This is a genomic window from Pseudomonas wayambapalatensis (genome assembly GCF_049942315.1).
Lineage (GTDB): Bacteria > Pseudomonadota > Gammaproteobacteria > Pseudomonadales > Pseudomonadaceae > Aquipseudomonas > Aquipseudomonas wayambapalatensis.
In genome coordinates, this window is sequence record NZ_JBNFMU010000227.1 from 55,255 (window position 1) to 80,742 (window position 25,488).

The 25,488-nt window shown below is 64.4% G+C and carries 22 protein-coding genes; 11 read left to right on the plus strand and 11 right to left on the minus strand.

Features of this window, described 5'->3' with window-relative positions:
• Positions 1–51: 51 nt before the first annotated feature.
• The 5 genes from ACPZMI_RS21580 to ahr all read right to left on the minus strand — a co-directional run bounded on the left by ACPZMI_RS21580 (position 52) and on the right by ahr (position 5,140).
• Complete coding sequence (locus ACPZMI_RS21580; RefSeq protein ID WP_186719397.1) at positions 52–990, minus strand: hydroxymethylglutaryl-CoA lyase; 939 nt, start codon at positions 988–990, stop codon at positions 52–54.
• A complete protein-coding gene (locus tag ACPZMI_RS21585; protein WP_426353028.1) occupies positions 987–2,180 on the minus strand; it encodes a CaiB/BaiF CoA transferase family protein in 1,194 nt (397 codons plus the stop codon). Before ACPZMI_RS21585 ends, ACPZMI_RS21580 begins: the two co-directional genes overlap by 4 nt.
• A 118-nt stretch (positions 2,181–2,298) precedes the next feature.
• Positions 2,299–3,216 carry a LysR family transcriptional regulator gene (locus ACPZMI_RS21590; RefSeq protein ID WP_426353029.1) on the minus strand — a complete coding sequence of 306 codons (918 nt, stop codon included), beginning with the start codon at positions 3,214–3,216 and terminating at the stop codon, positions 2,299–2,301.
• A 12-nt stretch (positions 3,217–3,228) separates the two neighbouring features.
• Positions 3,229–4,011 (minus strand): hypothetical protein, encoded by a 783-nt coding sequence (locus ACPZMI_RS21595; protein ID WP_186709185.1) that lies wholly within the window; start codon positions 4,009–4,011, stop codon positions 3,229–3,231.
• 97 nt (positions 4,012–4,108) lie between these two features.
• Positions 4,109–5,140: an NADPH-dependent aldehyde reductase Ahr gene (gene ahr, locus ACPZMI_RS21600; protein WP_186709186.1), complete on the minus strand. Its 1,032-nt coding sequence runs from the start codon at positions 5,138–5,140 to the stop codon at positions 4,109–4,111.
• A gap of 135 nt (positions 5,141–5,275) precedes the next feature.
• Here ahr and ACPZMI_RS21605 point away from each other — a divergent pair, with 135 nt between their 5' ends.
• The gene (locus ACPZMI_RS21605) at positions 5,276–7,549 is read left to right on the plus strand and encodes an McrB family protein (RefSeq protein ID WP_426353030.1); all 2,274 of its coding nucleotides are present in this window, start codon (positions 5,276–5,278) and stop codon (positions 7,547–7,549) included.
• On the plus strand, positions 7,546–9,105 hold the full coding sequence (locus ACPZMI_RS21610) for a DUF2357 domain-containing protein (protein WP_426353031.1): 1,560 nt from the start codon (positions 7,546–7,548) through the stop codon (positions 9,103–9,105). The genes ACPZMI_RS21605 and ACPZMI_RS21610 overlap by 4 nt, the downstream gene beginning before the upstream one ends.
• A 157-nt stretch (positions 9,106–9,262) precedes the next feature.
• Here ACPZMI_RS21610 and ACPZMI_RS21615 read toward each other — a convergent pair whose 3' ends face one another.
• Positions 9,263–9,394 (minus strand): TetR family transcriptional regulator C-terminal domain-containing protein, encoded by a 132-nt coding sequence (locus tag ACPZMI_RS21615; protein WP_186664640.1) that lies wholly within the window; start codon positions 9,392–9,394, stop codon positions 9,263–9,265.
• Positions 9,395–9,561: 167 nt separating this feature from the next.
• Between ACPZMI_RS21615 and ACPZMI_RS21620 the strand changes: the two genes are divergently transcribed.
• From ACPZMI_RS21620 to ACPZMI_RS21640, 5 genes are all read left to right on the plus strand, one after another.
• Positions 9,562–10,743 carry a M20 aminoacylase family protein gene (locus ACPZMI_RS21620; RefSeq protein WP_238348320.1) on the plus strand — a complete coding sequence of 394 codons (1,182 nt, stop codon included), beginning with the start codon at positions 9,562–9,564 and terminating at the stop codon, positions 10,741–10,743.
• A gap of 76 nt (positions 10,744–10,819) precedes the next feature.
• The gene (locus ACPZMI_RS21625) at positions 10,820–12,130 is read left to right on the plus strand and encodes a citrate-proton symporter (protein ID WP_426353032.1); all 1,311 of its coding nucleotides are present in this window, start codon (positions 10,820–10,822) and stop codon (positions 12,128–12,130) included.
• On the plus strand, positions 12,127–13,584 hold the full coding sequence (locus ACPZMI_RS21630; protein ID WP_426353033.1) for an amidase: 1,458 nt from the start codon (positions 12,127–12,129) through the stop codon (positions 13,582–13,584). The genes ACPZMI_RS21625 and ACPZMI_RS21630 overlap by 4 nt, the downstream gene beginning before the upstream one ends.
• 64 nt (positions 13,585–13,648) lie before the next feature.
• The gene (locus tag ACPZMI_RS21635) at positions 13,649–14,419 is read left to right on the plus strand and encodes an IclR family transcriptional regulator (RefSeq protein WP_186664647.1); all 771 of its coding nucleotides are present in this window, start codon (positions 13,649–13,651) and stop codon (positions 14,417–14,419) included.
• A gap of 105 nt (positions 14,420–14,524) precedes the next feature.
• Positions 14,525–14,842 (plus strand): putative quinol monooxygenase, encoded by a 318-nt coding sequence (locus ACPZMI_RS21640; protein ID WP_426353034.1) that lies wholly within the window; start codon positions 14,525–14,527, stop codon positions 14,840–14,842.
• A gap of 270 nt (positions 14,843–15,112) precedes the next feature.
• Here the strand turns inward: ACPZMI_RS21640 and ACPZMI_RS21645 are convergent, their stop codons facing one another.
• From ACPZMI_RS21645 to ACPZMI_RS21660, 4 genes are read right to left on the minus strand one after another with little or no spacing between them, the layout of a single operon-like run.
• Positions 15,113–15,961, minus strand: a complete 849-nt coding sequence (locus ACPZMI_RS21645; RefSeq protein WP_426353035.1) for an urea carboxylase-associated family protein — start codon at positions 15,959–15,961, stop codon at positions 15,113–15,115.
• A gap of 16 nt (positions 15,962–15,977) precedes the next feature.
• Positions 15,978–16,655, minus strand: coding sequence for a GntR family transcriptional regulator (locus ACPZMI_RS21650; protein WP_186709200.1), 678 nt, complete (start codon positions 16,653–16,655; stop codon positions 15,978–15,980).
• On the minus strand, positions 16,652–18,157 hold the full coding sequence (locus ACPZMI_RS21655) for an amino acid ABC transporter permease/ATP-binding protein (protein ID WP_426353036.1): 1,506 nt from the start codon (positions 18,155–18,157) through the stop codon (positions 16,652–16,654). Before ACPZMI_RS21655 ends, ACPZMI_RS21650 begins: the two co-directional genes overlap by 4 nt.
• 15 nt (positions 18,158–18,172) lie before the next feature.
• Entirely contained in the window at positions 18,173–19,003 is an 831-nt protein-coding gene (locus tag ACPZMI_RS21660; RefSeq protein ID WP_186719376.1) for a transporter substrate-binding domain-containing protein, read from the minus strand.
• 285 nt (positions 19,004–19,288) lie between these two features.
• Between ACPZMI_RS21660 and ACPZMI_RS21665 the strand changes: the two genes are divergently transcribed.
• From ACPZMI_RS21665 to ACPZMI_RS21680, 4 genes are all read left to right on the plus strand, one after another.
• Positions 19,289–21,346 (plus strand): carbon starvation CstA family protein, encoded by a 2,058-nt coding sequence (locus ACPZMI_RS21665; RefSeq protein ID WP_186664658.1) that lies wholly within the window; start codon positions 19,289–19,291, stop codon positions 21,344–21,346.
• 11 nt (positions 21,347–21,357) lie between these two features.
• Positions 21,358–21,561: a YbdD/YjiX family protein gene (locus ACPZMI_RS21670; RefSeq protein WP_186709207.1), complete on the plus strand. Its 204-nt coding sequence runs from the start codon at positions 21,358–21,360 to the stop codon at positions 21,559–21,561.
• A 106-nt stretch (positions 21,562–21,667) separates the two neighbouring features.
• Positions 21,668–23,023: a cache domain-containing protein gene (locus ACPZMI_RS21675; RefSeq protein WP_426353037.1), complete on the plus strand. Its 1,356-nt coding sequence runs from the start codon at positions 21,668–21,670 to the stop codon at positions 23,021–23,023.
• On the plus strand, positions 23,020–23,652 hold the full coding sequence (locus tag ACPZMI_RS21680) for a response regulator (RefSeq protein WP_186664663.1): 633 nt from the start codon (positions 23,020–23,022) through the stop codon (positions 23,650–23,652). The genes ACPZMI_RS21675 and ACPZMI_RS21680 overlap by 4 nt, the downstream gene beginning before the upstream one ends.
• 183 nt (positions 23,653–23,835) lie before the next feature.
• Here the strand turns inward: ACPZMI_RS21680 and cprA are convergent, their stop codons facing one another.
• Entirely contained in the window at positions 23,836–24,984 is a 1,149-nt protein-coding gene (cprA, locus tag ACPZMI_RS21685) for a cationic peptide resistance protein CprA (RefSeq protein WP_426353038.1), read from the minus strand.
• Between the last annotated feature and the right edge of the window lie 504 nt (positions 24,985–25,488).

The window sequence follows — 25,488 nt, forward strand, 5'->3', positions numbered from 1 at the left end:
TGTTGTTCTTGTTGTCTGGCGGGGCCGCGGCCCCTTGGCTGTGACGAAGAGTCAGCCGGGCAGACCGGCCGGCAGCGGGTGCAGGTCGCAATTGCGTCCTGCCTTGACCAGTTGCCCCGGCACCTCGTGGCCGAGCAACGCAGGCAGGGTGCGCGACATCTTCAGCAGGCCGTCGAGGTCGATGCTGGTAGGGATGCCCACCTCGATGCACAGGTTGACCAGGTCCTCGCTGCAGATGTTGCCCGATGCCCCCGGCGCGAACGGGCAGCCGCCCAGCCCGCCGAGCGCGGCATCGAAGCGCCGCGCACCGGCCTCGTAGCCCGCCAGCACATTGCACAGGCCCAAGCCACGGGTGTTGTGAAAGTGCAACGTGAGCATCGACGCCGGCAGGCGCTCAAGGCTGCGCCGCACCAGACGCGCGACCTGACGCGGATTGGCCATGCCGGTGGTATCGGCCAGGGTCACGCCTTGTACCCCCAGCTCCAGGTAGGCGTCGAGCAGGCGCAGCACCAGGTCTTCCTCGACGCGACCTTCGAACGGGCAGCCAAACGCGGTGGCGACACTGGCGTTGAGGCTGACTGCCTGACCTTGCACGGCCTGGACGATATCGCCAAAGCCCGCCAGCGACTGTTCGCGGCGCATGCGCATGTTGGCCAGGTTGTGCGACTGACTGGCCGACAGCACCAGGTTCAGCTCGTCGGCCCCAGCAGCCAGTGCCCGTTCTGCGCCTTTGAGATTGGGGATCAAGGCGACATAGACCACACCCGGCTGACGCTGGATGCCACGGAACACCTCGTCACCATCGCGCAACGCTGGGATGGCCTTGGGCGAAACGAACGAGCCTGCTTCGATGCGGCTGAATCCGAGCTTGGACAAGCCATCGATCAGGCGGATCTTGTCTTCGGTCGGCACCCAGGTCGGTTCGATCTGAAGGCCGTCACGCGGGGCAACTTCCTGCACCACCAGCCTGTCTGTGTGGTTATCGGTCATTGCACCACCCCCTTGGCCCGCAGGCCGATGACTTCATCGGGGCTCAAGCCCAGCCCGGCCAGCAGTGCATCGGTGTGCTCGCCCAGCGCCGGGCCTTGCCAGTCGACACGGCCAGGCGTGGCCGACAGCTTCGGCACGATACCCGGCATGCGCACCGGGGTGCCGTCGGGCAACTGGCTGTCCAGCAGCATGTCGCGGGCCTGGTAGTGCGGGTCGTTGACGATGTCGGCAACCGAATAGATGCGCCCGGCCGGGACCTCGGCGGCTTCCAGCGTGGCCAGTACCTGGTCGATCGGGTGGCGGCGGGTCCAGTCCTCGATGGCATCGTCGAGCTGAGCCGATTGCGCGGCGCGACCATCGTTATGGGCAAAGGCCTCGGCCTCGCCCAGGTCTGGTCGGCCGATGGCCTGCATCAGGCGGCGGAAGATCGGGTCGCTGTTGCCGGCGATCACCACGAACGCGCCGTCGGCGGTGCGGTAGGTGTTCGACGGCGCGATGCCGGGCAGGGCACCACCGCTGCGTTCACGCACATGCCCCAGCAGGTCGTACTCCGGCACCAGGCTTTCCATCAGGTTGAACACGCTTTCCACCAGCGATACATCGACCACCTGGCCGACACCGCCATTGGCACGCACATTGAACAGCGAGAGCAAGGCGCCCATCACCGCGTGCAGCGAGGCCAGCGAGTCGCCCAGGCTGACGCCTGCCCGCGCCGGTGCCGAGCCCTGTTCACCCGTGGTGTAGCGAATACCGCCCATTGCCTCGCCGATTGCACCGAAGCCAGGCCGGTCGCGATATGGGCCGCTCTGGCCATAGCCGGAGATACGCACCAGGGTCAGGCGTGGATTGAGCGCGTGCAGCACATCCCAGCCAAGGCCGAGCTTTTCCAGCGCGCCGGGGCGCAGGTTCTCGATCAGCACGTCGGTGTCGGCCAGCAGGCGCTTGACGATGGAAAGGCCTTCAGCGGCCTTCAGGTCGAGGGCCAGCGACTTCTTGTTACGCGACTGCAAGTACCACCATAGCGAGGTGCCGTCGTGCAGCTTTCGCCACTTGCGAAGTGGATCGCCCTGGCCCAGTGCTTCGATCTTGATGACTTCGGCACCGAACTCACCGAGCAGGCGAGCGGCGAAGGGGGCGGCGATCAGCGTGCCTATTTCCAGGACCCTGATGCCTTGTAGCGGGGCAGGCATGTTGCGTACCTCTTTGTTCTTGGACTTTGAGGCAGAGGCTACGACTGGCGCCGGGAACGCACCAATCCTGTGTCGGCAACAACCGTTCGCCAAATGCGAAGGGTAGGGGCGACACCCCTCAGCCGCCAGGCTCAGCCGCGCGCAAATGCTCGAACAGCAACCGGCTCACCGGCGACAGCGACTCAAGGTCCCGCGCCACCAGCAGCAGCTCACGCTCGGCCCATTCGTCGCTCAACGCCACCGCACACAACCCCAGCGCACCGCCAAACAACTCGAAGGCCTTGCGCGGCAGGATCCCCACACCCATGTCAGCCTGCACCATGCGGCACACCGCATCGAAGCTGGGTACGTGAATACGCAGGCGCAAAACCCGCCCGGCGCGGCGAGCGGCCTCGTGGGTACGCATGTTGATGGAGCTCGCCGAGTGCAGGCCGACAAAGTCGTTGTCCAGGGTTTCGGCGAAGTCCACCTGCGCCTGGTGCGCCAACGGATGCCCTTCACGCACCACCAGCACCAACTGGTCGCGTCTGTAGCGCACCTTGAGCAGGTCGCGGGTGTCGCTGTCGCTGGAGCAGATACCCAGGTCCGACACGCCATCGAGCAACCCCTGGATCACGCCATTGCTGGGGCGCTCCTCCAGGTCCACCTTGATCCGTTCGTGTTGCGCGGCGAACAGCGCCAGGTCTTCAGGCAGAAACTGGATGATCGCCGACAGGTTGGCGAGCATGCGCACGTAGCCGCGCACTCCCTGCAAGTGCTCGCCCAGTTCCAGGCCGATCTTCTCCAGGTTGAACAGCATGCGCCGGGCGTGGTGCAGCAGGGTTTCCCCGGCCGGGGTCAGGCTCATGCCACGGGCCTGGCGGGCGAACAGCGGCGAGCCGAGCGCTGCTTCCAGCTCATTGAGGCGCTTGCTTGCCGCCGACAATGCGATCGACTCGCGCGCGGCGGCACGGGTCAGGCTACCTTCCTCGTGGATGGCGACGAACAACTGCAAGGTCACCAGGTCAAGACGACGGATGAGGTTGTTCAATTGCATGGCCAGACGCCCTTACTTGCCCGTTGATGCCGTGCGCGAGCGCAGCACAGTCGCCAACCCCACGGTCAGCACCACCGCCAGCCCCACGGCGAGCAGGAAGGTCAGAGCGATACCCAGGTGCGGCAGCAGCGCGCCGAGGCTCAGGTAGAAGGCAATCACCCCGACGGCACCGATGGCGTTGCCGCGGATCATCCCGGCCATGGAGAAACGCCCACCCTGGACATGGGAGAACACCACCAGTGGCCAGGCGATCACCGGAATCGGCGCGAGCATGCCGCTGACGGCAGGCCCCAGCCAGCTCGCCGCGCCTGTGGTGAGCATCAGCAGACTAGTTGCAGCGACCATGCGCATGGGGATTTCCCACCAGCGCGGCCTGATCTGCGCAAGCTGCGCCGGGCGTGGCTCGCGGGCCGTGGCCCAGACCAGCAGCACCACCAGGCACAGGGCGACAACGATCGAAACCGGCAGATTGCCCCAATGGGTCAGTACATAGGCTGCCACGCCGTACAGCGCGAGCGACACCAATGCCGTGAGCGCCACGCCAAGCCTGCGGCTGGCGAACAGGTAGCAGGCATAGCTGGCCTGGACCGCTGCCAGCCCGCCGAGTGCGCCCGGTATGGCGTTCAGGGAGAAGGCGGTGCCTTGTTCCAGGCACAGGAAGATCATGACCAGCGCCGAGGTGATCGGCATGCCGGAGAGCAAGCCGCCGAGCAGCCCTCCCCAGCGCCGCGAGGCCAGGGAGACAGCCCACATCAGAAGGGGAGTGACAACGAGCTTGAGGTAGAAGAGCGTCATGACGGCAGGCGGTCCGGTTGTTCTTGTCTGGCCGCAGGGCTGAGCCTGCGGCCGCGACATTGTCGATCATCCTCTGCGTCAATGACACCGCTTTGTTTCAGCGACTGGCGTCGAGTACTACCCGGTAGCGCGCCTTGCCGCTGCGCAGATGGTCGATCGCCGCATTGACCTGGCTCATCGCGAACTGTTCGACCTGGGGCACGATCTGGTGGCGTGCACAGAACTCGAGCATTTTCGCCATCGCCGCCGGGGAGCCGACCGGCGAGGCAGACAGGCTCTTCTGCTGGAGCATGAGGTTGAACACGTGCACCGGGATAGCCCCGGGTACCACACCGACGAAGTTCACCCGACCTCGGGTACCGAGGGTGCCGATCATGGCGGTCCAGTCCAGGTCGGCATTGGCAGTCACCAGGAGGAAATCGAGGGTGCCAGCAATGGCTTTGAGCGCCTGGCTGTCGGTGGAGGCCACCACCTTGTGCGCCCCCAGGCGCCGGGCTTCATCCTGCTTGCTCAAGGATGAGGTGAACGCGGTCACCTCGCAGCCCCAGGCATTGAGAAACTTCAGCGCCAGGTGCCCCAGCCCGCCGATGCCGACCACCCCGACGCGATCGGTGGGTTTGACGCCGAATGACAGCAGTGGGTTGAACACCGTCGAACCGGCACAGAACAGGGGACCGACAAGGGCAGGGTCGAGGCCGTCCGGCAGCGGGATGGCCCACGCCCAGTGCGCGCGCAGGCGGTCGGCGAAACCGCCGTTGCTGCCGATGATCGTCGGTCGGGCCGAACCACACAGGTTGTGCGAGCCCTCCATGCACGGCGCGCAGTGCATGCAACTGCCTTTGTACCAACCGATCCCGACCCGCTGGCCAACCTGCAGCCCGGTCACCCGATCGCCGACCTGCTCGATGCGCCCGACCACCTCGTGGCCCGGAATGAACGGGTACTGGGTCAGCCCCCACTCGTTGTCGATCATCGACTGGTCGGAATGGCAGACGCCGCAGTACTCGACAGCGACTTGTACCTCGTCAGCGGCCAGCGGGCCGGGATCATAGCTGTGCCGCTGCAGCGGCGCTCCCGGCGCGGTGGCGGCCCAGCCGCTGAATGACGTGGTTTGGGTGGGATTGCTCATGGGACACCTCCAGAGACTTGGCGAGTGTTACGAAGCCTGGGAAGTGTAGACCGCCCCTGATGCCGCGAGAGTGGCTATGAGCTACTATCCGCCCCCATCGCCTTCGTGCCCCATGCCCCGCCCAGGAGAGTAGCCATGTCACGGGACCTGACAGACAACGAGCAACTGAAACGGATCTGCGAGGATCTGCTGGCAAGCGTCGCCTCGACACAAGGCAATCAGCAATGGGTCGACAACGTGCTAAGCGGGATGAACGACATCGCGAACATGAGCCGCGAGGCGTTCATCGACCCTGCGTTTCAGCTCAGCCTGTGGGAGAGCGAGGCGGTCACTACGACTGGGTCGGGCAGCGTGAAGATTGCAGCGGCCGCAAATGACCCAGAGATCGCAGAGTCGCTCTGGACGTTGCGCTGCGACTATCAGTCATGGCTCGCTGAAGACAGCCATCAGCGTAGCGCCAAGCTGCACAAGAGCTGGAACGAAATCCTCCATAAGGCCACCGAACGTACCGGGCGTACGCCACGGTTGAAACTCAGTCGAATCTTCACCTTGTTGTGCCCAGGCGCATTCAGCACCGTCGCGGCGTATCGCAGCCTGAGCGAACTGGCCAAGGCACTGGGCATCAAGCACCACAATGCCTCGCTCGTACATCTTCAGGAAGATGTGCTCGAGCGCCTGACCGAGGTCCTGGGGCCCATCAACGAGCCTCGCAGCGAAGAAGGTGTGAAGCGCCTGACTCTGCCCTGGTTGCTGGTGGAGGAGTTGCGCAGCGCCAACAGCGAAGCGACGCAAGTGCGCTCGGCATCGGGCGTACTGCAGCTCAACCCACTTGCACCGGAACGGCGCCGCCGAGGTATGCAGCCTATCGCCGGCGGTCTTGGGGCGATCCGCTCGATGATCGAGTTCGTCGGTGATGGCTGCAGCCGGGAAGACTTCACCGTGCACTTGCAGACGCTCAACCCCAAGGCAAAACCCGATGCTCCGCGCGGGCTCATCTATGCGTTGATCGCAGAGTGGGACGTGATCAAGGCGGTTGCCGGGGGCCTGGAACTCACCGCGCGAGGAGAGGCGCTGCTGGAGTCCGGCGATCCGGACGAGGTGCAGGACTGGATGCTCACCCGCATCCTGGGCTTCGACTTCCTGCTCTGCGAACTGGCTAAAACATCCATGTCCAGGCGCCAGGCAATCGATGCCCTGAAAACCCTCAATCGCGCCTGGACCTCGGACGGCCGCCCCAGCGCGCTGATTTCCTGGATGCCAAAGCTGCAACTGGTGGATTTCACCGGCAAGAAGATGCAGTTGAGCGAACGAGGCCGGCAATGGCAGAAACTGGTGATCTGGAATCCACTTGCACTGCCGAGTGACGCCGACCCTGTCGACCTGACCGAATTCATGGACGATGAGGACGAGGTGGAGGATGTCGCCGAGGAGCGCCCGAGCCTCACGCAGATCATCGAGCGCTTCGATCCCCAGCTGAGCTTCCCCGCGACCCTCATTGCCCAGCTCGATGCAGGGCTGTGGTCACACCCGCGTCGGCACTTCGCGGTACTGACCGGGCTGAGCGGTGCCGGCAAGACGCAGCTTGCGCGCAACTATGGGCTGAGCCTGTGGAACGATATGCAAGCAGCGAAGCAGGGCACCCTGGTAGTGCCCGTGCAGCCCGGCTGGCACGACGACTCCAGCTTGCTGGGTTATGTCAATCCGCTGGATACCGACCATTATGTACGTACCCCTGCACTGGAGTTTCTGCTGCAGGCGGCCAGCGACCCTTTGCGCCCCTATACCCTGGTCCTGGACGAAATGAACCTGGCGCATCCAGAGCAGTACATGGCTGCCTTGCTTTCGGCCATGGAAACCGGCGATGCAATCGTTTTGCACAATGAGCCTGACGAAGTGGCCGGTGTGCCCGACAGGTTGCCGTACCCGAGCAATCTGCTGTTGATCGGTACGGTGAACATGGATGAGACCACCCATGGGCTGAGCGACAAGATTCTTGACCGAGCGGCTGTCATCGAGTTCTGGGATATCGATGTCCAGGCCTACGCAGGCTGGAGCCAGAGCCGACTCGGCAGCGAGCAAGTGAGCCGGGTTCGAACGGTGATCACCGAGCTGGCGCAACTGTTGCGACCGGTGCGCCTGCACTTTGGCTGGAGAACCTTGCAAGCGATTATCGGTTACCTGGAGCAGACCGAGCGCGGCAAACTCCTGACATTCGACCAGGCGCTGGACCAGGCCATCTACTCGCGGATCCTGCCCAAACTGCGCGGTGAGGACAGCCCGCGACTGACGGAGGTGTTCGACAAACTGCAACGCGCTCTGCGGGCCGCCCGATTGCCGCTGTGCGCCGCCAAGGTCGGCGACATGCTGGATGACCTGAGCCATAGCGGCTCGGCCCGGTTCTGGCGATGACCAGGATCATGCTGCAGTGCACTGTGGAAGGTGGCGAAACCTTTGCGGTCGAGCCCGATGTCCTGGCACAGGGCTTTGTCGAGCGTGGCACCTACACCTTCACTGCACCGTCCGGGCGCTTTCTGTACGTCGATGACATGCCGCTGGCAGCTTCGATCCAGAGCGCTCATACCAGTTGGCAATGGTCGCCGGGTTTCTATGCCGGCCAGGTAAACGTCGAGCTGATGGCCGAAGACGGCGGCTTGCTGGAGCGCTACCGTCTCGATGTCAGTGCGCACCCGGAAAAACTGGGCGGCGAACAATTCAAGGCGATGCTCGATCACCTGTTCGACGTCGACCCCGGGTTGCTGCTGGGCAATGAGGCGGGGCAGACGCGCATCGGCGAGCAGATGGCCTGGACCGATCCGCACCTGCGCTATGCACGGCTGCGCCGCCATGCCGACAGCGTGCTGGCAGCATTCAGGCTGGTCAGTGATCGGCCACTGTCACGGCTGCACAGAACGCACGATGTGGTGCCGGCACATCGGGTCAAGCGTGTCGATAGCGTCGCGCTACGCAAGGCCCTGATGAGCCCGAACGGACGTGCGCTGCTTCATCCCGACAGCCTTGAGCGCCCGCAGCCAAGCCGCATCGGGCTGGAAGTCAGAACGCCTTACGACAGTTACGACAATCCAGCCAACCAGGCCTTGGCCTTGATGCTCCACAAATTGCTTCGCCGCTGTGTCCAGGTGCGCGGCGAACTGCAGCGGGCGGCCCTGTTGGAGCGCGAGAGCAGTACCCGTTCAGTGCTCGCGCCGCGGATACAGCGTCGAATCGGTTATCTCGATGCTCTGCGCGCAAGGCTTGAGCGTACAGCGCGCCTTCCCCTGTTCGCCAATCTCAGTCAACGCCGACTTTGCGCCGCCGGACTGAATGCAATCAGTGCCCATCCGGCCTATGCCCGCGCTTATCGCCTTACCTGGCAGGCACTGCGCCCAGGCGTTACGGGAGCAGGGGATGAGTCGCTGTGGGTCAGCCCCACCTGGGAGATCTACGAGCGCTGGTGTTATCTGGTACTGGTGGAGCGGCTGAGGGCTCGCCATCCCCAATTGCAATGGACCAGGCGCAGTACTGCCAGAGATCATATTTGTTGGCATGGCGAAGGTCTGCAAACCACGCTAGAGATCCGTCTTCAGGCCCGCTTTCCCGCTGTCGACCAAACGCCAAGCGACGGGCGTGCGAGCCTGTCGAAAGAGCGCCGCCCGGATATCACGGTGATCCTGCGTAGACCAGGCCAAACCCGGTTGGTGGTGCTGGATGCGAAATACAGCACCAGCCGCGACGTGATACTCGAAGCGATGAGTTCGGCGCACATCTATCACGACAGCCTGCGCTGCGATGATATCGCGCCCTCGGCAGCCTGGTTGCTGGTTCCCCATGCGCAGCAAGTGCCGGTGCTGGCACAACAGGCGTTTTTATCCAGGCACGGGGTAGGGGTGCAGGCACTGGCCGAGGAATCGCAGGCGGACGAGCTGGCGGAGCGGTTGATGAACGTACTGCAGGGTGGTTCGCTATAGATTATTGGTTATAACGATTCGCCGACTGCGGGTTGCCATAGTGGCGTCTTCGGGTTCAAAGGCGCTTCTATTCCGGCACGCTGGCAAACGCTTCCGAGCACCATGCGCGTGAGCATCTGCACCAGTGCCTGCCCCTTGGCATCTTCCACCGGCCAGTTCACTTGCCCAGCTGCGGCACGGTGGCAAAGCGCACGTGGGCCAGGATCGTCGACCAGATGAACAGCAGCAGATGCTCCGGTGCAGTGCGTTCGATCAGCCCTTGATCCATCCAGCCCTGCAGGCACCTCATGGCCGCTTTCCGCCAGGCTGCAGGTTGGGTTCCACAGGGCGGAACCACATTCGATTGTCGGCGTCGCGCCGTCGGGTTTATCTGACAGCACGTGCGGCCTGCCTCTCGTGCCGCAATCCCCGAGCGAATAACAAAAGCGGGACTGCAACCCGCGCGAGGAGATGCCGATGAACCCATCCAAGCACCCGCACATCCTGGCCTGGCTCGCCGACGTTGCCGGCGAACTTCATGCACTGCGCCAGGATATCCACGCCCACCCGGAACTGGGCTTCGAGGAAAACCGCACCTCGGCACTGGTCGCCCAGGCCCTGCGCGAGTGGGGTTACGAGGTCCACACCGGGATCGGCCGCACCGGCGTGGTCGCCGTGCTGCGCAACGGCAGCAGCACGCGCCGCCTGGGGCTGCGCGCCGACATGGATGCGCTGCCGATCGTCGAGGCCACGGGCGCGGCCTACAGCAGCCGACACCCAGGCTGCATGCATGCCTGCGGACACGACGGACATACCGTGATGCTGCTCGGCGCTGCTCGCTACCTGGCGGCGACCCGGCGCTTCGACGGCACCCTGACACTGATCTTTCAGCCGGCCGAGGAGGGGCAGGGCGGGGCCGAGGCGATGCTCGCCGATGGCCTGCTGGAGCGTTTCCCCTGCGATGCGCTGTTCGGCATGCACAATATGCCGGGGCTGGCCGCCGGGCACCTGGGCTTTCGCGAAGGACCGATGATGGCTTCCCAGGACCTGCTGACCGTCATCCTGGAGGGCGTCGGTGGTCATGGTTCGATGCCGCACCTGACCGTCGACCCGTTGGTTGCTGCCGCCAGTGTGGTGATGGCGCTGCAGACCGTGGTGGCGCGCAATATCGATGCCCAGGAAGCCGCCGTGGTCACTGTCGGTGCGCTGCAGGCTGGCGAGGCGGCCAACGTCATACCGCAGCAGGCCCTGTTGCGCTTGAGCCTGCGTGCGCTCGACGCCGAGGTCAGGCGCCTGACCCTGGAGCGCGTACAGGCGATCATCCGCGCCCAGGCCAAGAGCTTTGGCTGCAGCGTGAGCATCGAACACCGCCCGGCTTATCCGGTGCTGATCAACCATGCCGCCGAAAACGCCTTCGCCCGCCAGGTCGGCATCGAGCTGCTCGGGGAGGCGGCCGTCGATGGCAATACCCGCAAGCTGATGGGCAGCGAGGACTTCGCCTGGATGCTGCAACGCTGCCCCGGCGCGTACCTGTTCATCGGCAACGGCGTGGATCGGCCGATGGTGCACAACCCCGCCTACGACTTCAACGACGACATCCTGCTGACCGGGGCCGCCTACTGGAGCGCGCTCACCGAGCGTTGGCTCGCCCCGGCCTGAGCGCTTCTTCATTGACTGCCGCTGGAGCCCGCATTCCTGCGGGCGTTCCTCACATCTGGTTTCTGGAGAATTTCCCATGCACGCTACGAATGCAGGCGCATCGCGCACCCGGCAAGTGGTCGCCGCCGTCATCGGCAATGCGCTGGAATGGTATGACTTCATCGTGTACGGCTTTCTGGCCAGCATCGTCGCTCGTCAGTTCTTTCCCTCCGACGATGACTACGCCTCGCTGCTGATGGCCCTGACGACCTTCGGCGTCGGATTCTTCATGCGCCCGGTGGGCGGGGTATTGCTGGGTATCTACGCCGACCGCAAGGGGCGCAAGGCGGCCATGCAACTGATCATTCGCCTGATGACCCTGTCCATCGCGATGATCGCCTTCGCCCCCAACTACCTGGCCATCGGCATGGGCGCGCCCTTGCTGATCGTGGTCGCGCGCATGCTGCAGGGCTTCGCCACGGGCGGTGAATATGCCAGTGCCACGGCATTTCTGGTGGAGAGCGCGCCGGCGCACCGCAAGGGGCTGTACGGCTCCTGGCAACTGGTCGGGCAATGCCTGGCGGTTTTTACCGGGGCGTCGATGGTCGCGCTGGTCACCCACCTGTGTTCAGCCGAGGCGCTGGACGCCTGGGGCTGGCGGATTCCTTTCGTGTTCGGCTTGCTGATCGGCCCGGTGGGGCTGTGGATTCGCAAGCACATGCAGGAGCCCGAGGAGTTTCTCGAGGCGCGCAAACAAGCCAAGGACCAGGCCCCAAGCCTGTGGCAGGTGCTGCGTACGCATCGCCGGGCGCTGTTGGTGTCCATGGGCCTGGCCAGCGGCGCGACCGTTTCCTTCTATGTGGTGCTGGTGAACATGCCGACTTTCGCCCACAAGAGTCTGGGGCTACCACTGGACCAGGTGCTGCTGGTGCAGATGCTCGCGGTGGGCCTGATGACGGTGGTGATTCCGTTCTCCGGCGCGCTGTCCGACCGTATCGGCCGCAGGCCGGTGCTGATGGCCTTCACCCTGGGCTTTTTCCTGATGGTCTACCCGCTGCACCTGTGGGTCGCCGCGGCACCGTCGGTCGAGCGCCTGCTGGTGATGCAACTGGCGCTGTGCAGCATGATCGGTGGTTTCTATGGGCCGGCACCCACGGCGCTGGCCGAGCAGTTCCCCATCGCAGTCCGCTCAACGGGGGTGTCGGTGGCGTATAACGTGGCAGTGATGCTGTTCGGCGGCTTCGCGCCGCTGATCGTCACCTGGCTGACCAAAGTCTTGAACACGCCCGTGGCGCCGTCGTTCTACGTGCTGTTCGCCTGCGTGCTGACACTGCTGGGCACCTATTGTCTGAAAGAAGCCGTGCGGCCACGCGCGCCTGCCGTCCTTGAACTTGGAGTAAAACCGTGAAACCGCTAGATCTCGACCCTGTCGTCGCGCTGGATGCCAGCGACCTGTCCCGGGCGATCCATGCTCGCCAGGTGTCCTGCCGCGAGGTGATGCAGGCCTACCTTGCGCACATCGAGCGGGTCAATCCGCAGGTCAACGCCCTGGTGTCGCTGCGTCCGGCACAGCAACTGCTCAGGGAGGCCGACGCACGCGACCGCGAGCTCGACCGCGGCCAGTCCCGCGGCTGGATGCATGGCATGCCCCAGGCCATCAAGGACCTGGCCGCCACGGCTGACCTTCGTACCACCTTGGGCTCGCCGCTGTTCGCCGAGCAGGTGCCGCAGCAGGACGCCATCAGCGTGGCGCGGGTTCGGCGCAACGGCGCGATCATCCTCGGCAAGAGCAACGTGCCGGAATTCGGCCTCGGCTCGCAGACCTACAACACGCTGTTCGGCACCACCACCAACGCCTACGACCCCAGCCGGGTAGCCGGCGGCAGCAGCGGCGGGGCCGCTGCGGCACTGGCCATGCGCCTGCTGCCCGTGGCCGATGGCAGCGACATGATGGGCTCGTTGCGCAACCCGGCGGCGTTCAACAATGTGTTTGGCCTGCGCCCGTCCCAGGGCCGCGTGCCGCACGGTCCGGCGCCGGAGATGTTCGTCCAGCAACTCGCCACCGAGGGCCCGATGGGGCGCAGCGTCACCGACCTGGCCCGGCTGCTGTCGGTACAAGCGGGCTTCGATGCGCGGGTGCCGCTGTCCATCAACGATGGCATGCAGGATTTCGCTGCGGACCTGCGACAGGACTTCACCGATGTGCGGGTCGGCTGGTTGGGCGACTACAACGGTTACCTGCCCATGGACGATGGCGTGCTGAGCCTGTGCGAAACCGCATTGAGCGACTTCGAGAACCTGGGGTGCAAGGTCGAGGCCTGTCAGCCGGACTACCCGCTGGAGCGCCTCTGGCAATGCTGGCTGACCCATCGCCACTTTCTGGTGCACGGCAACCTCGCAGCGGCCTACGCCGACCCGAGTCGGCGCGCATTGCTCAAGCCGGAGGCGCAGTGGGAGGTCGAGGGCGGCCTGCAACTGAGCGCCGCTGCACTCTACCAGGCGTCGCTGGCGCGCAGCGACTGGTACCGGGCGATGGCAGGGCTGTTCGAGCGTTACGACTTCCTGCTGCTGCCCTCGGCCCAGGTGTTTCCTTTCGACGCACAGCAACCTTGGCCGCAGGTCGTTGGCGGGCGGGCGATGGACACCTATCACCGCTGGATGGAGGTGGTGATCGGCCCGACCCTGGCCGGGTTGCCGAGCATCAGCGTTCCGGTCGGTTTCAATGCACAGGGCCTGCCGATGGGGATGCAGATCATCGGCCCGGCCCAGGCCGATCAGGCGGTGCTGCGCCTGGCCTATGCCCACGAGCAACTGACCCGCTGGGTCGAGCGCTACCCGCCGCCGAGCCTGCTGGCGCGCTGAAGCCCTTGCAGGCGCATATCTTGCTGGGCAATGTGACGATCCTGGTGCAGACACGGAGGCGAACATGAGCGGCAATGGGGACGGCGGTGGCGTGCGATCGGTCGAGCGGGCGTTGACGATCATCGAATTGCTGGGTGAGCACCAGGCCCTTGGGCTGGAGGAGCTGCACTACCTGACGGCGTTACCCAAGGCCACAGTATCGCGCATGCTCGCCACCTTGCAGGAGCAGGGCTGGACCTACCGGGGCCTGAGCGACCGCCGCTACCGTCTGTGCGCGCGGCGCCTGTTCGGCGACGGCCAGTTGCGGTTCAAGCGGCAGATGGTCGAAAGCGCCGCGCCCCTGTTGCTGGAGCTCAGCGAGCGCACCGGGTTGGTGGCCGACTTGTCATGCTTCGACGGCCAGCGCCTGGAAGTGATGGAGAGCGCGATTCCCCAGGTCTTGCGCAAGCGCTACCCGAACAACTGCCAGATCGTCGGCCACCACGCCAGCCTGTTCCACTCGGCGATGGGGCGCGCCTGCCTGGGCGAGCTGGAGCAGCATGAGGTCGAGCGCCTGGCCGAGCATGCGCACCTGGGGGACGACACACTGCTGCGCGGCATCGAGGACGAGACACAGCAAGGTTTTGCCCGGCGCACGGAAGGTTACTGGGAGTATCCGGTGCGGCTACCGTTCCTGATCCGCGCCATCGCCTTGCCGGTCCACACGCAAGGACGGCTGGCGGGGAGCATCGCCTTGCACTGGCCACTGGACCAGGCACCGGTAGAGCGGGTGCTGGGGCTGCACCTGGAGAGCCTGGCGAGAACCGTTGACCAGGTGCAGCAAACGCTGGCCTGAGCGATTTTCCGCATCGCGTTGAAAGTGTTATCGGGCGGCGCGGCTGTTTGCCGGCCATCGCCCCGGCAATACTGTGCGCAACTCAAACGTGTTGGAGATGTGACGATGGGTGCGCAGATAACGAACAATCCGCTGGTATCGATTGCAGTGCTCAAGGCCCGCGAGGGCAGGGCGCTGGCACTGAAGCAGGCGTTGCTGGAACTGATAGAACCGACCCGCGCGGAGCCGGGCAATCTGGATTATGTGCTGTTCGAGGGCAAGGATGAGCCGGGGACGTTCTACATGCGCGAGGCGTTCGTCGACCAGGCCGCGCTCGATGCGCATTTCGCCGCACCGTATTTCCAGCGGTTTGCGGCGCAGAGCGAAATGCTGTTGGGCGAGCCGCTGCGCTTGATCTTTCTGGAGCAGGTTTCTGATCGTTGAAAAAGACACCGCGCTGCCTGGCACGGGCTACGCCCGTGTTCGCGGGACCAGTCGGGGCGCCGAACCGCCGCCCCCACAGGGATTGGGCTGACCTTTAGATTTTGAACATGAAAGTTACCCCTACAAGAGCTCCGCAACTTCTGAATACTGCGGTGTTACCTGTGGGAGCGGGCTAGTCCCGCGATCACCGGCGAAGCCGGTGCCTTCCACCGCGGTGTTCTTTTCGCGGGCACGTCGGGGCGGCGAACCGCCGCCCTCCAGCTCAGCCGATCATTCCCAATCGGCCTTGCCGATCGCCAGCCCGTGCATGCCGTTGTAGCTGGCGCGCTTGGGCTGCGTCCAGCCCTCCAGCAGGCTGTCGTCGAGCTTGTAGATTTCCACCCCCAGCGGTCGGCAGACCGACAGCGGGTCCTGTGCCTCAGGCCCCCACATCGGCAGTGAGAGGTCGCCGCCCGGGCAGGTCGACAGCGCACACAGCACATCGATTTCGGCGAAGAACTCCAGGTAATCACCCTGCTTGGCCGGGCAGGCCTTCATGAAGTACATGTCGTCATGGTTCAGGCCGGTGCACTGGAAGATGTTCAGCACATCGTGCACGTCGAACTCGGTCAGCCCATGGGGCAACACGGCGCGGGTGAGGTTGGAGTGGCAGTGGTGATGGAAGTCCTCGCCCGTGAGCATCTTGTTCACGTAGGGGTCGCAACGGGTGCCGAGCAGGTCGTGCAGGCGTCCGCCGTGTTCGTCGATGCCGTAGTCGGCCAGGCTGTCGTCGGTGATGGTTACCAGCGGGCGCAGGAATGGCAGGTTCGACCACAGTCGGTCGTAGGTGGTGACGTGAGCACCCTGCAGCTGGCGGGTACGGGCCGCCCACAGGCGCTCGCGCGGGTCGTTGGCGTTCCAGATGTTGAAGTCGCCGACCTGCGGGCCGACCGGGGTGGTGACGCGGAACACATGGCCGGCCGGCACCTTCCAGGCGCGGCCGGTGCGGATCGGCACTTCGAACTGCTCGATCAGGGTGCGTGCATCCTGGCGCTCGCGCACGCGGTCATAGAAAGGCTTGTCGACCTGCAGGGCAGCGCCTTTGCTGACCTGGTAGGCGGCGGGATAATCCTTGTACATGGGTAGGTCTCCGGTTTCAGGAACGGGGTGGATGGCTGAACAGGTCGAGCAGGGCGTGCTCGGAGTCGTCCAGGTAACGGGTCATGGCTTCGGCGGCATCGTGACGCAAGCCGTCGGCGAGCAGGTCGTGGATCTCTCGGTCGCGCTCCAGCCACGGGCTCTGGAAGTTCTTTTCATCGGGCGCAACGGCGAACACCAGACGCATCTGCGCAGCGATATTGGTGAAGAAGGCATCCAGCAGCGGGCTGCGCAGCAGTCCGACGATGTGCTGGTGAAAGCGCAGGCTGTGGGTGCCGAAGGCCTGCCAGTCTTCACGATCACGGGCAAGTTCGGCCGCCTCGATGGCGTCGAGCATGCGGTCGGACTGGTATTCGCGCAGCGGCTTGCTGCCGTGGATCGCCTGCACCTCAAGTGTGCGGCGCACCAGGAAGATATCGCGCACCTCGGCGACCCCCAGCCTGCGCACCATCACACCCTTGTTGCGCACGTAGGTGGTCAGACCTTCGTGACCCAACTGGTGCAGGGCCTCGCGTACGGTGTTGCGCGAAGCGTTGTAGCGGCCGGTGAGCTCTGCCTCGACCAGCGGCATGCCTGAGACCAGGCGGCCGCCGATGATGTCTTCGCGCAGTTCGAGGGCCACCTGGTCGGCCAGGGGCAGGCTTTCGCCGGTCTTTTCCGGGACTTTGCTGCTCATGCCAGTTGCACGTCCTTGAGGAAGCGGCCCATGCGCTCGCTGCGGTTGTCGAGCAACTCGCGCGGCGCACCGGCCTGGATGATCTCTCCGCGCTCCATGAACACCACGCGGTCGGAGACCTGGAAGGCGAATTTCATTTCATGGGTGACGATGACCATGGTCATGCCCTCGCGAGCGAGGTCCTCGATCACCTTGAGCACATCGCCGACCAGTTCCGGATCGAGCGCCGAGGTCGGCTCGTCGAACAGCATCACCTGCGGGCGCATGGCCAGTGCCCGGGCGATCGCCACCCTTTGCTGCTGGCCGCCGGAGAGCTGGTGCGGGTACTTGCCGGCATGCTCGCGCAGGCCGACCTTGCTCAGCAGCGCCAAGCCCAAGGCGCGCAGGTCGGTGTCGCTGGCATGGCCATGGTGACGTGGGGCGAGTATCACGTTCTCCAGCACCGTCTTGTGCGGGAACAGGTTGAAACCCTGGAAGACCATGCCGACCTGGACGATGCCCTCCATGTGCAAGCGATTGCCGAGGCTGCCGCCGTCTTCGTCACGCCCGCGCAGGAAGGGTGCGCCACACAGTTCGACCTGGCCACGATCCAGGCCCTCCAGGCCGTTCAGGGTGCGGATCAGCGTTGTCTTGCCCGACCCCGAAGGCCCGATGATCGACACTACTTCGCCGAAGCGGATGTCCAGGTCGATGCCCTTGAGTACTTCCAGCTGACCATAGTGCTTGCGCGCGCCGAACACCCGCAGGGCGAAGTCGCCCTGCCTGGGTGCGGTCTCGCGCCGGGCAGGCGCCGGTTGCGCCGGGCCATCGGCAATGGCCTTGGGCTGGCGCCGGGTGACGTCAAGGTGCTGCTCCAGGCGACGTAGCAGGTAACTGAACACCGTGACGATCAGCACATAGTAGAAGGCGACCGCGAGCATGGTCTCCATTACCAGGAAGTTCTGCGTGTACAGCTGCTGGCCGACCAGCAGGATCTCCGACAGCGAAATCACCGACACCAGCGAGGTCAGCTTGACGATGGTGATGTACTCGTTGGCCAGGGTCGGCAATGCCACCCGCAACGCCTGTGGAATCACGATCAGGCGCTGCACACCGGTGTAGCGGATACCCAGCGCCTTGCCGGCCTCGAGTTGCCCCTTGGCCACTGCCAGCAGGCCGCCGCGATGAATCTCGGCGATATAGGCCGATTCGCTCAGCACCAAGGCGATCAGGCCGGCGGCGTAGGGGTTGGACAGCAGCACGCTGGTACTCGGGAAGACCTGGGGCAGGTTGTAGACGAAGATCAGCAGCACCAGCAGCGGCAGGCTGCGGAAGAACCAGATGTACAGTGCCGCGCCACGGTTCAGGGCGCGGTTGCTCGACTGCCGCGCCAGCGCCAGGACAAAGCCGAAGACGATGCCCAGCAGCCAGGTCTCGACGCTCAACTCCACCACGGTGCCGACTGCCTTCCAGAAGTCGCCGTTGACCAGCAGGCCGGCGGCATAATCCCAATCGAATTGCATGCTCGACGCTCCTGCTTACTGCGCTTTCGCTTGAGGATTCTGGCCCAGGGCCTGGGCCACTTCGGCAGGGCTGGGCTCGCCGAGGTTGTAGCGAGTCAACAGCGTCTGGTATTCGCCACTGTGCTTCATGGCCTCGAAGCCCTGGCGCAGTTCACCGAGCAGTGCATCGTTGCCCTTGCGCACGGCAAGGCCAATGACCACCGGGTAGATCAGCTCGTGGGAACTGATCACCACTCGGCCCTTGAGCTTGTCGGCGGTGATGGCCGCCACTGCGGCGTCTTCGAACTGCACATCGACCGCCTTGGCCAGCAGGGCCTGGGCCGCCTCCGGTGAGGTGGGGAATTCGCGCGAGTCGATCGGCGCCTGGCCGTTGGCCTCGCAGTGGCTTTTGGACAGCGCCATCAGCTTGGGAATCCACGACCCACCCTTGATCGAGCCAATGCGCTTGCCGCACAGGTCCTGGGGCGCTTGCGGGCGGAAACTGTCATCGGCACGCACCATCAGCGAGGCACCGCTCTTGAGGTAGGGCAGGAAATCGACCTGCGCCGCGCGCTCAGGGGTGACGTAAAGGGCCGAGGCGACCACATCGAAGCGTCGAGCGTTGACCCCCATCACCAGGTTGGCAAAGCGGGTGTCCTGGAACTGGGGGGCGAGCTTGAGGTGCTGGCCGAGCAGGGTCATGAACTCGGGATCGAAGCCGGCAGGCTTGCCCTGGTCGAGGTACGTGTAGGGAGGGTAGGTGAGGTCCGAGCCGATGGACAGGCGATCGGACTGCAAGGTGCCGTCGGCGGCCTGTGCGGCGGCACTGAGGGTCAGGGCGAGGGTGAGGGCTGTTGCTCGGGACATGAAGTACGCTCCACTTATGATTGTTCAACAATCGTTGTGGAATCATTAATCAATACTCGTGCCAATAATGCCAGAAACCGCCTCGGAGGATTGGGGCACTGCCCGCGAAAAGCGCACCGCAACCCTCACTGACACCCCCCTCTACGTAGTTCTACGTAGTACTTACGCGTAGTACTGCGAATGTTCTTGTGGACCCAGTACGCCGAGAGTGTCGTCGTCCCTACCCGGGCACCCACAAAAACAAAAACCGTCGCCGGCACACCCGTCGCGACAGGAGAAATCCCGATGACCAAACTGGCTACCCGAATTGCCTGGTTCGCCATTGCCTTGCTGGGCGCATTCGCGCTGGGCACCGTGGCGTTGCGCAGGGGCGAAGCCATCAGCGCCCTGTGGATCGTCACCGCAGCCGTCGCCATCTACCTCGTTGCCTACCGCTACTACAGCCTGTTCATCGCCAACAAGGTGATGCAACTGGACTCCACCCGCGCCACCCCGGCCGTGCTGCACAACGACGGGCTGGACTACGTACCGACCAACAAGCACATCCTCTTCGGCCATCACTTCGCCGCCATCGCGGGCGCCGGCCCACTGGTCGGCCCGGTGCTCGCCGCGCAGATGGGCTACCTGCCCGGTACGCTCTGGCTGATTGCCGGGGTAGTGCTGGCCGGGGCCGTGCAGGACTTCATGGTCCTGTTCATCTCCACCCGCCGCAATGGCCGCTCCCTGGGCGACCTGGTACGCGAGGAAATGGGCTCGATCCCCGGGACCATCGCGTTGTTCGGCACCTTCCTGATCATGATCATCATCCTGGCGGTGCTTTCGCTGATCGTGGTCAAGGCCCTGGCCGAGAGCCCGTGGGGCATGTTCACGGTGATGGCGACCATCCCGATCGCCATGTTCATGGGCGTATACCTGCGTTACCTGCGCCCGGGTCGCATCGGCGAGATCTCGGTGATCGGCGTGGCACTGATGCTTGCCTCTATCTGGGGCGGCGGCATGGTTGCCGCGGATCCAGTGTGGGGCCCAGCGTTCACCTTCACCGGCGTGCAGATCACCTGGATGTTGATCGGCTATGGTTTCGTCGCCGCTGTGCTGCCGATCTGGCTGATTCTGGCGCCACGCGACTACCTCTCGACCTTTCTCAAGATCGGCACCATCGTGGCGCTGGCCATCGGTATCCTGGTGATCGCGCCTGAGCTCAAGATGCCGGCCATCACCCAATTCGTCGACGGGACAGGCCCCGTGTGGAAGGGGGCGCTGTTCCCGTTCCTGTTCATCACCATCGCCTGTGGTGCAGTGTCCGGCTTCCATGCGCTGATCAGCTCCGGCACCACGCCCAAGCTGCTGGCCAACGAAAGCCATGCCCGCTACATCGGCTACGGCGCCATGCTGATGGAGTCGTTCGTGGCGATCATGGCCATGGTTGCCGCCTCGGTCATCGAGCCGGGCGTGTACTTCGCCATGAACAGCCCGGCCGCGGTGGTCGGCGGTGATGTGGTCACGGTGGCGCAGACCGTCAGCAACTGGGGCTTCACCATCACCCCGGAAATCCTCCAGCAGACCGCCACCGACATCGGCGAGCACTCGATCCTGGCCCGCGCCGGTGGTGCACCGACCCTGGCCGTGGGTATCGCGCAGATCCTGCACCAGGCGCTGCCGGGTGAGAACACCATGGCGTTCTGGTACCACTTCGCGATCCTGTTCGAGGCGTTGTTCATCCTGACCGCCGTGGATGCCGGCACCCGAGCCGGGCGTTTCATGCTCCAGGACCTGCTGGGCAACTTCGTGCCGGCACTGAAAAAGACCGACTCCTGGACCGCCAACCTGGTGGCCACCGCCGGCTGCGTGGCGATGTGGGGCTGGTTGCTGTACCAGGGGGTGATCGATCCACTGGGCGGCATCAACACCTTGTGGCCGCTGTTTGGCATCTCCAACCAGATGCTGGCCGGCATCGCCCTGATGCTCGCGTCGGTGGTGCTGATCCGCATGAAGCGCCAGCAGTATGTCTGGGTCACCTTGCTGCCTGCCGTATGGCTGCTGATCTGCACCACCACCGCGGGCCTGATCAAGCTGTTCGACCCCAACCCGGGCATGGGCTTCCTGGCGCTGGCGCGCAAGTACAGCGATGCCGCAGCAGCCGGGCAGGTGCTGGCACCGGCCAAGGATCTGGCACAGATGCAGCACGTGATCTTCAACGCCTACACCAACGCCGTGCTGACCGGGTTGTTCCTGTTCGTGGTGCTGAGCATCCTGTGCTTTGCGGTGAAGGTCGGCAGACGCGCCTGGGTCAAGCCTGAGCGCAGCGACAAGGAGTCGCCGTTCCAGCCGATCCCCGACGCCTGAGGAACGCTGCGATGTTGAGCAAACTGAGCAAGATGGGCAAATGCATGGGGCAGGCTGCGCGCATGCTGGTCGGCATGCCCGACTACGACACCTACGTCGCGCATATGCAGGCCCAGCACCCGGGCGAGCCGGTGATGAGCCGCAAGGCGTTCTTCCGCGAGCGGCAGGATGCACGCTACAACGGTGCCAGCGGACGTCCGACGCGTTGCTGCTGAGGTGTTTGCCGTGTAAAAGGGGCGCCACGCTTGTCGTGGCGCCCTTGTCATTTGCCGGGGCCACAGGCGAAGCTGGCGCCGCGCCGCCCCCGCAACCGGAGTGACCATGCAACTCAAGCACAAGATCGTCACGCTCAGTGTCCTGCCGCTGATCGTCTCGGTGCTGTTCATCTGCATCCTGGTGTTCGCCCAGAGCCGCAAGCTCGAGGAGGACCAGGCGCGCCTGGTGGAAAGCAGCATCATGGCGGCGAAGAAGGCCGAGTTGAAGAACTACCTGGGCCTGGCCATGAGCCTGATCGCGCCGTTGTACGACAGCGGCGCCGACGATGACGACACTCGCCAGCGCGCCCTGCAGATCCTGTCGCGGGCCAACTTCGGCCTGGACGGCTACTTCTTCGTCTACGACCGCCACGGCAAGAGCCTGATGCACCCGCGCCAGGCCGAACTGGTGGGCAAGGACCTGATCGGCATGACCGACAACAAGGGCCTGCTGGTCATCCAGGCGCTGCTCAAGAGCGCCGAACGTGGTGACGGCTACCAGTTGTACGACTGGCAGAAACCCTCCACCGGGCAGTCCACCGGCAAGCTGGCCTATGTGGTGATGCTCGAGCGTTGGGGCTGGATGCTCGGCACCGGCATCTACATCGACGACGTCGAGGTGGCCACGCTCAAGTCGCGCCAGGAGGTGGCCTCCGGCGTGCTGACCACGGTGCTGGCCATCGCCTCGTTCTCGCTGCTGGCGGTACTGGTGATCTTTGCCGGTGGGCTGATGCTCAACGTCAGCGAACACCGCCTGGCCGACCGCAAGCTGTCGGCGCTGAACCAGCGTATCGTCGATCTGCAGGAGGAGGAGCGTTCGAGGGTGGCGCGCGAACTGCACGACGGCATCAGCCAGGAACTGGTGTCGATCAAGTTCCAGTTCGAGCTCGCGGCGATGGAGCTCGACAACGGTCGTGCCGGCGGGCTGGACAACCTGCGCAACGGCACCACTCGCCTGGCTTCGGCGATCGGCGAGGTGCGGCGGATTTCCCACGACCTGCGCCCCTCGCTGCTCGACACCCTGGGTCTTTCGCCCGCCATCGACCAGCATGTGCGCGATTTCGAGCAGCGCACCGGCATCCGTACCCAGTACGAGTGCGGGCTGACGGACATCGAGGTGGATGCCGAGCTTTCGTTGACGCTGTTCCGTATCATCCAGGAGGCGCTGGCCAATGTTGACCGCCACGCCAAGGCCAGTGTCGCGATCATTTCCATCTCTGCCCACGACGGGTTGCTGGTACTGCGCGTGGAGGACAACGGCATGGGCTTCGACCCAAGTGCCGCGTACGAAAGCCACGGCATAGGCCTGCGCAACCTGCGCGAGCGGGTCGAGCATCACCGGGGCAGTTTCAGCATTGCGTCGTCTGCCGGACGCACCGAGCTGCAGGTCCAGATACCCATGAACAACCCGAGGCTTGCATGAGCGACACCACACCGATCCGCATTGCTTTGGTCGACGACCATGTGCTGGTACGCGACGGCGTCAAGGCACTGCTGGGCGCAATTGCCCATTTCCAGGTGGTCGGCCAGGCCGAATCCGGCGCCCAGGCGCTTGAGTTGGTGGCCTCGCTGGAGCTGGATATCCTGCTGGTGGATGTTGGCCTGCAGGACATGAACGGCCTGGAGCTGACCCGCCGCCTGTGTGGCTTGTACCCCGGCATCAGGGTGCTGATGCTGAGCATGTACGACAACCAGGAGTACGTGCGCACCTCGATCACAGCGGGGGCGAGGGGCTATGTGCTGAAGAACGCACCCTCCACCGAGCTGATTGCCGCGATCGAGGCGATTGCTGCCGGTGGCAGTTTCTACAGCCCGGAAATTGCCCGCAAGCTGGTCAGCAGCGGCCGCGACGAGAACGACCTGACCCCGCGCGAGCTGCAGGTGCTGGCGATGATCGCCAGGGGTAGCAACAACAAGGAGATGGCCCGGGAGCTGGGCATCAGCGTGCGCACGGTGGAGACCTTCAGGCTGAGCATCCGGCGCAAGCTGAATATCGATACCCCAGCAGCACTGGTGAAGTACGCGCTGGAGCATGGGCTGGTGACGCTCTGAGGCAGCGCTGCGCCATGGACTATGGCTCTGCGGCAAAGCCGATGCTCCACCGCAGTGTGCTTTTCGCGGGCAAGCCCGCTCCTACAGAACTGCACCGCTCAGGTTTTGCGGGCAGCGACTGGCTTTCCCGCTCAATCGTGGGAGCGGGCTTGCCCGCGAAGGGCTCACCCGCGAAGCGCCTGCTTACTTGAAGTCCCACTGCATCTGGGTGGCAATGCTCACACCGCTGGAGGAGCGCACGCACACATCCAGGTAGTCGGTGAAGCGCGGCGGCACGGCAATGCCCTCATCGAGCAGGCGGCGGTTGTCGAACAGGTAGTTCAGGTCGGCAAAACCGCTGTACAGGCGCAGGGCTCGCAGGACCAGGCGTGGGTTGGCCGGGCCGATGCGCGACTCGAAGCTGGCGGCCAGTTCCTTGAGGTTGTCGACATCGATCTTGCGGTAGCGCTCGCCCACCGGCGCGGCGCCGTTGGCCAGGGCGAATGCCTGGTCGATCTCGCCGAAAGTACAGGCCGAATCATGCCCGGCGGAGATGTGGTAGAGGTCGTGGCTCAGGCGCGGCTTGAGGGTCAGGCCGATCAGCGCCTCGGCGCAGTAGTCCACCGGAATCACGTCGATCTGTTCGTCGAGGCCACAGGTGAAGCTTTCCAGGGCGAAGCCCATGCGGAACACCCAGAAAATGCTGCCAGAGGCCTGGCAACCCAGGCTGCGGTGACCGACCACGATCGAGGGGCGCGCCACCACCAGCGGCAGGGCCGGCAGTTCCTCGCGCATGCGTCGCTCGATTTCAGCCTTGGAGGCGGTGTAGTCCACCAGTTGCTGTTCAGCGTCCGGAAACTCCCAGGATTCACTGATCGGCGATTCACGCTCAGGGCCGCAGCACATGGCGGTGCCCACGTGGAGGAAGCGCTTGAGGCGCTTGGAGCGGCTCATCACCTCGGCAAAGGCGAAGGTGCCCTCGACGTTGACCGGCCAGATGGCCGGGTTCTTCGAGAACGACGCCACGGCAGCACAGTTGATGACCCGATCGACCTCCAGCAGGCGCGGCGTTTCGCGCTCCAGCCAGGAGGTGTCGAGGAAGTCGCCGCAAATGATCTGCCCGGCATTCAGCACCAGGCATTCGGCCTGGCTGACGCCATGCTGCTGCAGGTTGTCGCGCAGGCGCTCAAGCCCTTGCCCGGCGTTTTCGGCGCGGACCAGGAATACCAGTTGCGGGCCTTGGCCATTGGCGATCAGCTGGGCGACGACCGACCCGCCGAGGAAACCCGTGGCGCCGGTAATCAGGATGCGTTCGGGGGTAGCGGTAAAGGTGATCGGTGCGTGCGTGTTCATACATTTCCTCAAGACGGGTAAGTCATCCGCAGTTCAATGTTAAGTGGCGACATCGAAACGTTGAAATGAACTTAAAGTCATCAGTAGGTTCGAGACATTCGTTGGGACTGACTTATTCGCCTTGAGAACTTGCCCAGATAGACAATCTCTGTTTAGCGCACTGCCTATCCGTTCAAAGCTGAAAGTGGCGCAGCCATGCAGCGCAGGGCCGACCGCCACTCGTTGCGGCGCAGGTCCGGTAGCGGGCATGGCGAGCGGCGCGCCATTCTCCACGCTTTATGCCTGGGGGACGATGAATAGAACGGGAGATTGGCAGGGTTTTCGATGAAACAAAGTTTAGAAAAGGGGCAGGCCGTGGGGAGTTTTAAATATATTTCATTCACGCGGTAGTTATGGCCGATGCGAGGGGTTGTTCTGTTCGCGGGCGTGCCCACGAACAAAACAACAACATTATTGAAGATCCGTTGGATCGGAAGAGCACACGTCTGAACTCCCATCCCATTC